We start from the raw sequence: 12,852 nt of genomic DNA, 5'->3' as shown, positions 1-12,852 counted from the left end.
TGCAGATAGCTTAAGCTAATTTTTGAAAAAGAGCTCGTTTCATATTCTCAAAAACTTAAATAAATTAGTTTATTATAATAAATAATTAGACAGAGGGCATGTTGATGGCACATAAACCGGAGACTGCCCCATAAGTAATAGAAGCAATAGATTAGAAAGGGTGAATCGCTTGATACGTATGAGCGCATTGGCGAGTGGCAGTACAGGGAACGCCACTTATGTGGAAAGTGATAAAGGTAGTATTCTTGTCGACGCGGGTTTGACAGGGAAAAAAATGGAAGAGCTATTTGGACAAATAGACAAACAAATTAAAGATTTAAACGGCATCTTAGTTACACATGAACACACAGATCATATTAAAGGTCTAGGTGTGTTAGCACGTAAATATGGTTTGCCGATTTATGCGAATGAGAAAACGTGGACAGCCATTGAAAAGAAAGATAGTAAGATTCCAATGGATCAGAAATTCATTTTTAATCCATATGAAACGAAATCAATTGCCGGATTTGATATCGAATCGTTTAATGTTTCACATGATGCGATAGATCCGCAATTCTACATTTTCCATAATAATTATAAGAAATTTACGATTTTAACAGATACAGGTTACGTTTCGGACCGCATGAAAGGTATGATTCAAGGTAGTGATGCTTTTATCTTCGAAAGTAATCACGATGTGGATATGTTACGCATGTGCGGTTATCCATGGAAGACGAAACAACGAATACTTAGTGATATGGGACACGTTTCAAACGAAGATGCGGGCTTAGCAATGACAGACGTCATCACAGGCAACACAAAACGCATTTACCTGTCTCACTTATCACAAGACAACAACATGAAAGACTTGGCACGCATGAGCGTTGGACAAGTGCTCAATGATCATGACATCGACACAGAAAAAGAAGTATTGCTATGCGATACCGATAAAGCCAAAGCAACACCGATATATACATTATAGAAAATCTTAACTTCTTTGAAATTTAGATTTTCTTAATGCAGTAGTGGAAGCTACTGTAATCCATGATCAATATCAAAGCGAATTAGCCGACATCTCAATAGGAGGTATCGGTTTTTTTTTACATTTTTCTAGCATACATGTTAGATGAAAAACATTTAATGAGAGTATTTTTATAGGAAAATTTACTCGATAAAAGAAGGAATATATGGGCATACAACCCTATGTCTTAACTGAAAATAACTATATGCAATTGACGGATAATTATAACAATTGGTGGAATGGTTATGTAGTAAGGATTCAGCAAAAATAGTATGAAGATAATGTAAATCCTGTGAATAAGTATGTAAGACAACCTCGAACTTATCCACGGAATTATACATAGTTATCCAGAGATGTGCACAATTCACAGGGAAGTACCCACATTGTACACAGAGTTATCCACAAATAAACAGGTTATTCACTCATTTTTGTGTAGAAACCGTAAACATTATTAAAAAACAGTATGCATTCCTGTTATAATAAGAGGGAATAGTGTGAATAAGTGTATAACTTGTGGATAAGTATAATAACTATCAACTACTACACAATTTTTTGGAGGATAACTATGAAGATTACGATACTCACAGTAGGTAAACTAAAAGAGAAATACTGGAAACAAGCTATAGCAGAATATGAAAAAAGATTAGGAGCTTATTCTAAAATAGAAATCATTGAAGTACCTGATGAAAAAGCACCCGAAAATATGAGTGATAAAGAGATAGAGCAAGTTAAAGAGAAAGAAGGTCAGCGCTTACTAGCAAAAGTAAAACCACAATCCACAGTGATTACTTTAGAGATTAAAGGAAACATGCTGACGTCAGAAGGATTAGCCAAAGAAATAGAAAGCCGCATGACGCGTGGCCAAAGCGACTTTACATTTATTATAGGTGGATCAAACGGTCTACACCAAGAGGTTTTAGACCGCGACAACTGCGCCCTGTCATTCAGTAAAATGACTTTTCCACATCAAATGATGCGTGTCATTCTAATCGAGCAAGTCTACCGCGCGTTTAAGATCATGAGGGGAGAAGCGTATCACAAATAAAACTAAAAAATAGATTGTGTAATATTTAAAAAGGAGATGCTTACTATTAAACCATTTAATCTTAAGTACTTTAGTACTATTTATGAAACAGAAAATGAAAATTTATTAAAGTCATTTCTTAAAATGTATCACTATTGTTACTATACAAAAAATGGAATTAGTAGAGATGATAGAGAGCTAAAAGCTTTGTATAATTTAGTTGAAATATTAAAAGGGAAAAATGAGTACCTTAAATTATCTGGTTTCTTTTTAGGTTACAAAATTAACAATAATATTGATGAAGAATTTGATTTGCTAAGATTTAATGAAAGGTCTGTATTGAATATAGAATTAAAAAGTGAAATACCAAAAAATGGAATGAAAAAAGTTGAGGAGCAACTTAAAAGACATAGGTATGTATTAAAAGCTTTAGGCAAGGAAATATTCTCTTTTGTTTACATATTGGATTGTAACGAAATTTATAAATTAAGCAGTAAAGGGATTTTAGAAATAACTAACGAAAATGAAATATCAAGTTTATTAGATGAGAGTTTTTGTCAGTCTAATGAATTAGAAAATATAGATTTATCAAAGTTAATAATTTCTCCATACAGTCAACCAGATGAATTTTCTAATCATAAATACTATTTAAATCAATTACAATCAAAAGTTAAAGAGGATATATTAAATTCTGCATTTAATAAGATATGTATTGAAGGAGAATCAGGAACAGGTAAATCATTACTTCTATTTGATATTGCAAAACATTATAATACAAATAAAAAAGTTATATTGTTTATATGTGCTAAATTAAGTAATTCTAAAATCTTATCTGATATTATAGGTTTTGAAATTAGGTCAATAAGGGATTTTTATAATGTAAGTTTAGATGATTATGATGTTGTATTAATAGATGAAGCACAAAGGCTATATCAGAAGCAATACATTGAAGTGTTAGAAAAAGATGATATTAATGTAATATTTGCTATAGATAAAAAGCAAGTATTATCCCTTTTTTAGACAATTGTGATAATTTCGTAGAGTTATTTCATAATTCGTGCTAATAAAGATTGAAAAGTTTTAAAAAGGGTACAACATTAAGTAAGAGACTTGGAGCTCTTGTCAATTAAGATAATGAGCAAGTGAGCTCGTTACGTAAAAGATGAGCTGAGGTAAAGTTTACCTCGCTCATCTTTTTCTATTTGGAGGCTAAATATATGAAAAAAATATTATTAACAGGCGCTTCGGGATATATCGGTAGTCACTTAATGAATAAATTAAAAGATAACTATGAAATTATAGCTATTTCTAGAAATATAGAAAATAAATCAAATGAACACAATGTTACTTGGAAGGCAGCTGACTTGTTTGATTTAAATGAAATCACTGGGGTAATGGAGGACATTGATATCGCTATATATCTTGTCCATTCTATGATGCCTTCAGCTAAGTTGACGCGTGCGAGCTTTGAAGATATGGATGCATTATTAGCTGATAATTTTGCTAAAGCCGCAAGTTATAACAAAGTTCAGCATATTGTATTTATGAGTGGTTTGATACCTAATACAAGTGAATTATCACCACATTTAAGAAGCCGTTTAGAGTGCGAACAGATTTTAGGATCATATGGTGTACCAGTAAGTACTTTAAGAGCTGGTTTGATTATAGGATCTAAAGGAAGTTCTTACCCTATATTAAAAAAATTAGTAGAAAGATTACCTGGCCTGTTGTTGCCAAAATGGGCTTATAATACAACATTGCCAGTTGCAATAGACGACGTGATTGACGGTTTATATAAAATTGTAGAGCGTAATCCAAATGAGAACGAATCGATAGATATTGGTGGACCTAGTCATATGACTTATAAAGATTTATTCAAGCAAACTGCAGAGGTACTAGATAAACGATTACCTACGATAGATTTGCCTATTATTCCCATTTGGTTAAGTAAATATTGGGTGAAACTTATTTCTGGGGTACCAAAAGAAATGGTTTATCCGTTAATGGATAGCTTAATTCATGATATGATTAGAAATGATGAAAATATTGTGAAAGACATTTCTATAGGCAAGATTGATTATAAGGAAAGTGTGCGTAATGCCTTGGAAGAAGAAACTAAGACACAAAAGAAAGGGAAGCCATCACGTAAGGGCGATATTAAAGATGTTAGAGCAATATCGAGGGTAGTCTTACCTAAAGATGTAAATATGATTCAATTGGCAGAATCCTATGCAAATTTTTTAAATAAAATCACATTAAATGTCGTTAATAGTGATTTTAATGAAGATAACTTTACGATTAGTGTGCCGTGTTTAAATAAGGACTTACTATTATTAATTAAAGATTTTAAAGCTTCTGATAATGAGAGAATTTTATATCGAATTGTTGGTGGAGATTTCGCTTTAGATTCAGATGGTGGTAATGCGAGATTAGAGTTTAGAAGATTACCTAATAGTGACGCATGTATCATAGCGTTACAAGAATATGAACCGACGTTACCTTGGTGGGTATATAAGTATACCCAAGCAAAAGTTCATAAAAGTGTAATGAATCTTTTTAAATTCAAGATTAATAGCCAAAAAACTAATAAAGGAGAATACTTTAATATGAAGAAGTTTATTTTGCCAATTGTTATTACAGGTGCAATTGTTTTGAAAGTATATGGATTGAAAAAGTATTTAGCTAGAAAAAATAACATGTCCAATGCCGAATTGTAAAGGCTAAAATAAAGGCTAGTTACTTTTACAAAAAGAGGAGATTGACTATGAAAACAAATGAAATAATTAAATCAATCATAAAAGTTATAACACCAATTACAGGCGGTAAATTTATAGGGAAATTTGCAGTGAAAAACGCGAGAAAAGATTATAAAAATAATGTTAAACCACCTTTTTCACCACCCGGCTATGTCTTTCCAATTGTGTGGCCAATACTTTATACAACGATGGGCGTAGCTTATGCATTAGTGACTAATAAATCTACTAGTAAGGATTTGAAAGGTGCTTATTACACGCAATTAAGCCTGAATTATCTATGGTCGATATTATACTTCAAATATAAATTACGCTTTAGTGCGTTGATAGAGAGTGTTGTATTACTGGGCGCGGTAGTTACAACAACTGTAAAATTTTTCAATGTAAAAAAAGTTGCCGGCATTTTACTAGTTCCATATATGCTTTGGAGCGCTTTTGCTACTTATTTAACAGCCGGTAATTGGTATTTAAATAAAGATAACCCAAGCTATACAGCGAAATCTGAGCATTAAATTGATGAAAAAGATTATATATATTGCGCTATATTGGTTTATAGTTCAAATGATTATTGCTCAACTTGGTACTCGTATTAGTTATAAGTTCTTAGAAAAAGATAATAAGTATTTTCGAAGTTGGAATATTGAGCAAGAGGGTCAATTATGGCAACAATTAGTTAAAGTGCAATATTGGAAAGATCATTTGCCAGACGGTCAAAATCTTAACCCTAATATCAGTAGTAAAGCGATTTTCGATTTATCTAAAAATATGAATGATATACAGCGATTTATATTAGAAACTAGACGTGCAGAGGTGGTTCATCTGCTATCCATATTTCCTGTTATTGCGTTTTTTAAAGCGTCAAAAAGCGTTAAAATAATTAATTTTATATATGTCATTATAGCTAATGTGCCTTGTATGATTGTTCAGCGCTATAATCGCCCTAAGTTAATACGTATTTATAATAAATTACAAAAAAGAAAAGGTGATTAAATGGGAAATAAGAAAGTGGTTGTCATAGGGGGTGGCTTGGGAGGGATTGCTAGCGCAATTTGTATGGCTCAAGCAGGCTATCAAGTGGATTTATATGAACAAAATAAGCATATCGGTGGAAAGGTAAATAGGTTAGACATAGATGACTATGGATTTGATCTCGGTCCATCAATTTTAACCATGCCTAAAGTATTTCAACGCCTATTTCAACGATGTGATGAAAGGCTAGAAGATTATGTTAGCATTCGTAAGTTAAGTTTACAGATTAGAAACGTTTATCCAGATGGCCAAATTTTAGATTTATATGAATCCATGGAAGATATGTTAACAAATAATGAATCGTTAACAAATAAAGATATAGAGCAACTTTCTTCGTTTTTTAGTTACGCACAAAAGATACATCAAGTTGCTGAAAAAAGCTACTTTGGTAAGGGATTAGATACGATGTTTGCAATTATTCGTTATCATGGTCCGTTTTCAGCTTTAAAGCAATTCGATTATTTTCGTACAATGCAACAAGCCATTAATAAAAGGGTGGATAACCCATATTTAAGAGAAATGCTAGGTTATTTCATAAAATATGTAGGCTCCTCATCTTATGATGCTCCGGCTGTATTGAGTTTATTACCTCAAATGCAACATGAGGAAGGTTTGTGGTACGTAGATGGTGGCATTCATAAGTTAGCGGAAGCGATGGAACAATTAGCGAGAAAATTAGGTGTGGGCATACATTTTAACACCCCCGTAAAACATATCAATTATAATAGTCAAAATAAGGTGACAGGGATAACAATAGAAAGTAATGAGGAAATATATGCAGATTACATTATATCTAATATGGAAGTAATCCCTGTTTATAAATATTTATTGAATTTTGATGCAAAGCAAATAAACAAATTGGAACGTAAATTTGAGCCAGCTAGTTCAGGTTATGTCATGCATCTTGGTGTGGACAAAAGTTATCCAGAGCTTCAACATCATAACTTTTTCTTTTCAAGTAATTCTAAAGTTAATTATGATCAAGTTTTTCACCAGTATGTTTTGCCTGAAGATCCGACTATTTATGTAGTGAATACAAATAAAACAGATAAGACACAGGCGCCAGAAGGACACGAGAATATAAAAATATTGCCACACATACCATACATTCAGAATAAGTCATTTAGTGAAGCAGAATATCTGCAATTCCGAGAACGTATATTGAATAAATTAGAGTCTATGGGCTTAAAAGATTTGAGAAGGCACATTGTATATGAAGATATATGGACGCCACTTGACATTGAAAATACATACAATTCTAATAAAGGAGCTATATATGGCGTAGTTTCTAATAAGAAGAAAAATAAAGGTTTCAAGTTTCCTAAAAAAAGTCAGTACTTCAAAAATTTGTACTTTGTAGGTGGTTCTGTAAATCCTGGCGCTGGTATGCCTATGGTCACTTTGAGTGGTATGCAAGTAGCAGAAGCTATTATTAATGGAGAAAGTAGTTGAGGCTGAATGATACTTTATATAATAGCAATAGTATTGACGATACTATCACTAATAAGTGGAATGTGTATGTATGCGCGTCGAGCGATTATAAATAACTCCGGAAAAGAAAGAGGTCAGACAGCCGTCAGTGTTATTGTACCTGCTAGAAATGAAGCGGAGAACTTACCTAAATTACTTAACAGTATAAGTAAAGAGCAAGAAATAGAAGTAATTGTTATGGATGATGGTTCAACTGATGAGACACAAGTTGTTGCTAGATATTATGGTGCGAGCGTATATACTGTTGAAAATGATACTACATGGCAAGGTAAGTCACATGCTTGTTGGCAAGGTAGCAAATATGCAACGCATGATTTATTGATGTTTGTTGATGCTCGATGTTCAGTTTGCTTGTGATGATAGTATTCAAAATATAGCCAATCAATATGATTTACAAGGTGGTAAAGGTTTGTTATCAATACAACCTTATCACAAGATAAAAAAGCTATATGAAAATATATCGGCGATTTTTAATTTAATGACAATCGTAGGTATGAATCAATTTTCAATCACGAAATCAGCAAATAATGAGCAAGGCGCGTTTGGACCAGTCCTTGTGACAAATAAGCAAGATTATAAATTGACACAAGGACATTTGAAAGCTAAAAATCAAATCATTGAAGGCTTTGCAATAAGTAAAGCATATAATCAGCAAGGTTTGCCAGTTAGTTTGCATGAAGGCCAAGGTGTAGTGAATTTTAGAATGTATTCTCAAGGATATAAAGCGCTATTAGAGGGTTGGAGTAAACACTTTGCACTTGGCTCTCAAGTAACTAAAAAGTCTACGCTTACGTTTGTATTTTTATGGCTATTTGGTTCACTTACAACAGTTTTAGCGATAATTTTTTCAATTAATTTAGGCTCGTTATATATATTATTAGCTATTACTCTATATTTTATATATGCGATACAATTTCATATATTTATTCGAAGAACAGGAAATTTTAATATCGTTGCGAGTTTATGTCATCCACTGCTCTTCATATGCTTTGTCGTGATATTTTTTAAATCATGGTTAGATATCAATGTATTCAAACGTATATATTGGAAAGGCCGTAGAATAGATTTATAGCTTAGTTTTTTATACAAATGTCAAGAAGTTCTAGGCTTACTGAGGAGGCCAATAAATGAATCAATTAGAGAGAGATTATAACCATTGTCACAATATAATGAAAGAACATTCAAAAACGTTCTCATATGCCTTTGATTTTTTGGATTTAAAAAGGAAAAAAGCAATTTGGGCTATTTATGCAGTTTGCAGAATTATAGATGACAGTATTGATAAATACAAAGACCTTGAGCAATTAAACGGCATAGCTAGAGATTTAGATGTGATTTATAGCGATTGTGATTATATTCAAGCGTATCAAAGTGATGCGACTATTATGAATGCTTTAAGTAATACATTGAATACATATTCAATACCTAAAAAACCTTTTGAATCTTTAATTCAATATGTGAAGGAAGATTTAGTTTTAAAAGAAATGAAAACTGATTCAGATTTATATGAGTATTGCTATGGTGTGGCAGGTACTGTCGGTGAATTGTTAACTCCTATATTAACTTCATCAAATGAAAATAATTTCGAGCAAGCTGAAGAAGCCGCGATTGCTTTAGGCAAGGCAATGCAAATAACTAATATTTTAAGAGATGTCGGCGAAGATTTTCAAAATGGAAGAATTTATCTAAGTGTAGAAAAATTAGCTCAATATCGAGTTAATCTATATTCTATATATTATGAAGGAGTTACGCCAAATTATATAGAACTGTGGGAAAGTTACGCTACAGAGGCAGTTAGGTTATATGATATTGCATTAAACGGTATTAATTATTTTGACGAAGAGGTACGTTACATTATCGAATTAGTCGCGATAGCTTATCATGAAATACTTGTGGAAGTAAGGAAGGCAAACTATACGTTGCATAAGAAAGTATATGTAAGCAAATTGAAAAAAATGAAAATTTATCGTGAACTTAGTGCGAAATATAATAGGAGTGAAACATTATGAAGATTGCAGTTATAGGCGGCGGTGTTTCAGGTTTAGCCGCAGCTTCAAGATTAGCAACAAACGGTCACCAAGTAGATTTATATGAAAAGAACCAACAAATAGGTGGCAGGATGAATCAGATCAAGCAAGATGGATTTACATTTGATATGGGACCAACCATCGTAATGATGCCTGAGATTTATCGAGACGTTTTTAATTACGCTCAAAAAAATATGAATGATTACTTGGAAATTAAACAATTATCACATATATATGATGTTTATTTTAGTGAAACAGATCAAATTCGCGTTCCTACAGATCTTGCTCAATTAAGAGATATGCTTGAAAGTATTGAACCTAACTCTACACATGGTTTTATGTCCTTTTTAACAGATATATACGAAAGATACGAAATAGCACGAAAATATTTTCTAGAACGTACGTTTAGGAAACCTACGGATTTTTATAATCCTTTTACTATATATCAAGGTATGAAACTCAAAACATTTGATAAAGCAGATAATTTAATTGAAAAATATGTTGATAATGAAAAAATCCAAAAGATTTTAGCGTTTCAAACATTATATATAGGTATCGACCCTAAACGAAGCCCGTCATTGTATTCAATTATACCCATGATAGAGTTAATGTTTGGCGTTCACTTTATAAAAGGTGGTATGTATAGCTTTGTCAGAGCGCTTCAAACGCTAAATGAAGAATTAGGTACTCAAATTTATACCAACGCAAACGTTGAAGAAATTATCATTGATAGTAGGTATAAGCGTGCGGAGGGACTAAAAGTAAACGGACATATAGAAAAGTATGACAAAATGATTTGTACTGCTGATTTTCCATATGCTACTTCATCTTTAATTAAAAATGAACGTCATCCTAAGAAGTATACGACACAGAAAATTGATAATATGGACTATTCTTGTTCTGCCTTTTTAATGTATATAGGGGTTGATAAAGATTTATCCGAAGAAATTTTGTTACATAATGTTATATTTTCAAAGGATTTTGATAGTAATATCAATGAAATATTTTCCGGGGAAATATCCCAAGATCCATCAATATATGTATACGCTCCTAGTGTGGAAGATCAGTCGTTAGCGCCAGAAGGTCAAACAGGTATTTATGTGCTGATGCCCGTTTCAGAATTGAAAACAGGTGATACGGATTGGTCTGATGAGTCAACAATCACACAAGTGAAAGATATTATTTACAATAAGCTTTCTACGATTAAAGCGTTAAAAGATTTGAAAAAGCAAGTTGTGACAGAAATTATTTATACGCCTAAGGATTTTGAAGGAGATTATAATGCTAAATTTGGAGCAGCCTTTGGTTTAATGCCTACTTTAGCGCAAAGTAACTATTACAGACCGCCTAATGTGAGCAGAGATTACAAAAATTTGTATTTTGCTCGGAGCTAGTGTTCATCCAGGGGCAGGAGTGCCAATTGTACTGACGAGTGCTAAAATTACAGTTGATGCTATGTTAGAAGATATTAATAATGGTATATAAAAAACGCTTAAAATTACTTTTTGATAAAGTGATTTTAAGCGCCTTTTTAACTAATCGAACGTAATGGTTTGTGGTGTGTCTATTTTTTTATCGTTCATAATTTTTATGGATTTTGGTATTACTTTAATTACACACAAGTTTGGATCATCCTTAGAGTCAAAAAAGGACTTATCTTGTTTGTTCCAAATCCAATCAATAGTCTCTTGATCTTTCAGTATTTCAACATTAGCATCAATTTCTAGAAAACTACGATTATTCGTTTCATCGTAACCTATAAGTACATGAGCTTTGGGATTATCTTTAAATTCAGCAATTTTTTTAGACTCAATGCTTGTCTTAGTATAAAGTGTGTGTCCATCATTATAAAATACCATGTATCTACTATTAGGTGTATTGTTATGTGCAGTAGATAGGACACCTATTTTTGATGTATTTAATATATTTTCAATTTCATTTTGTAATTGTTCGTTATTCATAATTTAATCACCTCTGATAATAATATACCCTGAAGTTGCCTATAATATGTAAGGTATTAAAATTTATTTTATTTTTTAGTGAATTATACAAAAGTTAAAACGGGTATATGATTGAAAACACAATCTTAAGTTAAAGGACAATTATAAAGTGAATTTGTATGAAACAAGTCAGGAGGCAATAAAATGCATTTAGGAGTCATACTTAACAGAGTTTTTAGAACGAAAGATAATCCACTTTTTCAATATATAGTGAAGCATCAAAATGAGATAAATAAATTGTATTTTATCTTACCTTTAGAAGATTTAACTGACGCATCAGAAGTAAAACGTGACTATTACCATAAAGTTGTAAAAGGATTTGTAAATGCTTTAGATAAGCATGATATACAACCTTATATTGTCACATATGAAAAGCTAGGTGAATTAGCAGAAACATTGGCGTTATCTCACGTATTAGTAGCAAAAGATATTATGAGTTATCACAAAGAAATATATGACTATCCTCATGTAAAAAAGGCTTTTGAAAATCACCAAGTTACAGTAATTGGACAGCGCGTGAATCATTATTTTGAGCCAACAAAGACTTTTAATAAACAGCAACAGCCTTATAAAGTATTTACTAGTTTTTATAAAGCAAATCGTCAGGACTTAGTACACACCCCTAAAAAAAGTTATCAATTTAAGCAGTTGTCTCAAATTGCGGAAAAGGGTTCAAATCAAAGTGACTTAAAATTTGAAAATAATAAAGATATAGAAAAGTTAGCGCGTAAAGCTTGGGATGATTTTTTAAATGGTGACATAGCTCATTATGATAAATTGACTGACGATGTGTCTCAGGATTTTGTAAGTGGATTAGGTAAAAATTTAGCATATGGACTACTCGATATTCGTGAAATTATAAATGATTTACTTGAAGATTATGAGAGCGATGAAAAAAATTATGAAGCTTTTATAAGAGAGGTTCTATTCCGTGAATTTTATTATGTGTTAATGACACAGTATCCAGAAACGGCAACTAAATCTTTTTCTGAAAAATATCGAAACATGCAATGGTCGTATAATAAAACACATTTTGAAGTATGGAAAAAAGGTCAAACTGGTTACCCAATCGTTGATGCTCGCAATGAAGAAGCTGAATCGTACAGGATATATGCATAATCGCTTACGAATGGTCGTATCACAATTTTTAACGAAAAATTTATTTATTGATTGGACTTGGGGGGAGGAGTACTTTAGACAGTATTTGATAGATTATGATAATGCATCTAATGTACATGGATGGCAGTGGTCAGCATCAACTGGAACAGATGCAGTGCCTTATTTCAGAATGTTTAATCCTATACGTCAAAGTGAGCGTTTTGATGCGCAAGGGTATTTTATTAAAACACAGCTAGAAATATTTAATGATGTGAGCAGTAAATACATTCATGATCCAACTAAATATAAAGACAAGTTACAAGAAATTTATCATATTGAAATTGGAAAAGATTATCCACAGACTATCGTGAATCATAAAAATAGTAGAGATTATGTTATGGATAAATTTAAGCAATTTTGACATATCATC

The 12,852-nt window shown here is 31.9% G+C and carries 11 protein-coding genes and 2 pseudogenes; 12 read left to right on the top strand and 1 reads right to left on the bottom strand.

The features are described 5' to 3' along the window. Positions 1-160 precede the first annotated feature (160 nt). The 11 genes and pseudogenes from ABLV90_RS04105 (at position 161) to ABLV90_RS04055 (ending at position 10,809) form a co-directional block, all read left to right on the top strand. A complete protein-coding gene (locus ABLV90_RS04105; protein WP_460872226.1) occupies positions 161-961 on the top strand; it encodes an MBL fold metallo-hydrolase in 801 nt (266 codons plus the stop codon). Positions 962-1,565: 604 nt separating this feature from the next. Then, entirely contained in the window at positions 1,566-2,045 is a 480-nt protein-coding gene (rlmH, locus tag ABLV90_RS04100) for a 23S rRNA (pseudouridine(1915)-N(3))-methyltransferase RlmH (RefSeq protein WP_460872225.1), read from the top strand. Between the two features lie 36 nt (positions 2,046-2,081). Further along, on the top strand, positions 2,082-3,044 hold the full coding sequence (locus ABLV90_RS04095; RefSeq protein WP_460872224.1) for an AAA family ATPase: 963 nt from the start codon (positions 2,082-2,084) through the stop codon (positions 3,042-3,044). Positions 3,045-3,241: 197 nt separating this feature from the next. After that, entirely contained in the window at positions 3,242-4,741 is a 1,500-nt protein-coding gene (locus ABLV90_RS04090) for an NAD-dependent epimerase/dehydratase family protein (protein ID WP_460872223.1), read from the top strand. 47 nt (positions 4,742-4,788) lie between these two features. Then, positions 4,789-5,289, top strand: a complete 501-nt coding sequence (locus tag ABLV90_RS04085) for a TspO/MBR family protein (RefSeq protein ID WP_427705705.1) — start codon at positions 4,789-4,791, stop codon at positions 5,287-5,289. A 4-nt stretch (positions 5,290-5,293) separates the two neighbouring features. Further along, positions 5,294-5,767, top strand: a complete 474-nt coding sequence (locus ABLV90_RS04080; protein WP_427705707.1) for a glycosyl-4,4'-diaponeurosporenoate acyltransferase CrtO family protein — start codon at positions 5,294-5,296, stop codon at positions 5,765-5,767. Continuing rightward, positions 5,768-7,258, top strand: coding sequence for a phytoene desaturase family protein (locus ABLV90_RS04075; RefSeq protein ID WP_427705709.1), 1,491 nt, complete (start codon positions 5,768-5,770; stop codon positions 7,256-7,258). 6 nt (positions 7,259-7,264) lie between these two features. Next, the gene (locus ABLV90_RS04070; RefSeq protein ID WP_460872222.1) at positions 7,265-7,654 is read left to right on the top strand and encodes a glycosyltransferase; all 390 of its coding nucleotides are present in this window, start codon (positions 7,265-7,267) and stop codon (positions 7,652-7,654) included. Further along, positions 7,629-8,369 carry a hypothetical protein gene (locus ABLV90_RS04065; protein ID WP_460872221.1) on the top strand — a complete coding sequence of 247 codons (741 nt, stop codon included), beginning with the start codon at positions 7,629-7,631 and terminating at the stop codon, positions 8,367-8,369. The genes ABLV90_RS04070 and ABLV90_RS04065 overlap by 26 nt, the downstream gene beginning before the upstream one ends. Positions 8,370-8,424: 55 nt before the next feature. Continuing rightward, positions 8,425-9,306, top strand: coding sequence for a phytoene/squalene synthase family protein (locus ABLV90_RS04060; RefSeq protein ID WP_460872220.1), 882 nt, complete (start codon positions 8,425-8,427; stop codon positions 9,304-9,306). Beyond that, positions 9,303-10,809, top strand: a pseudogene (locus ABLV90_RS04055) (phytoene desaturase family protein). The gene ABLV90_RS04060 and the pseudogene ABLV90_RS04055 overlap by 4 nt, the downstream one beginning before the upstream one ends. A gap of 50 nt (positions 10,810-10,859) precedes the next feature. On the opposite strand, the gene ABLV90_RS04050 reads toward ABLV90_RS04055, so the two are convergent. Further along, on the bottom strand, positions 10,860-11,285 hold the full coding sequence (locus ABLV90_RS04050) for a pyridoxamine 5'-phosphate oxidase family protein (RefSeq protein ID WP_427705715.1): 426 nt from the start codon (positions 11,283-11,285) through the stop codon (positions 10,860-10,862). Positions 11,286-11,468: 183 nt separating this feature from the next. Here ABLV90_RS04050 and ABLV90_RS04045 point away from each other — a divergent pair. Beyond that, positions 11,469-12,843, top strand: a pseudogene (locus ABLV90_RS04045) (cryptochrome/photolyase family protein). Positions 12,844-12,852 lie beyond the last annotated feature (9 nt).

Origin of the sequence: Staphylococcus sp. 2S1, from assembly GCF_046721335.1 — a bacterium.
Lineage (GTDB): Bacteria > Bacillota > Bacilli > Staphylococcales > Staphylococcaceae > Staphylococcus > Staphylococcus equorum_A.
The sequence above is the reverse complement of the archived record's forward strand: the minus strand, read 5'-3'. Positions and strand labels throughout refer to the sequence as shown.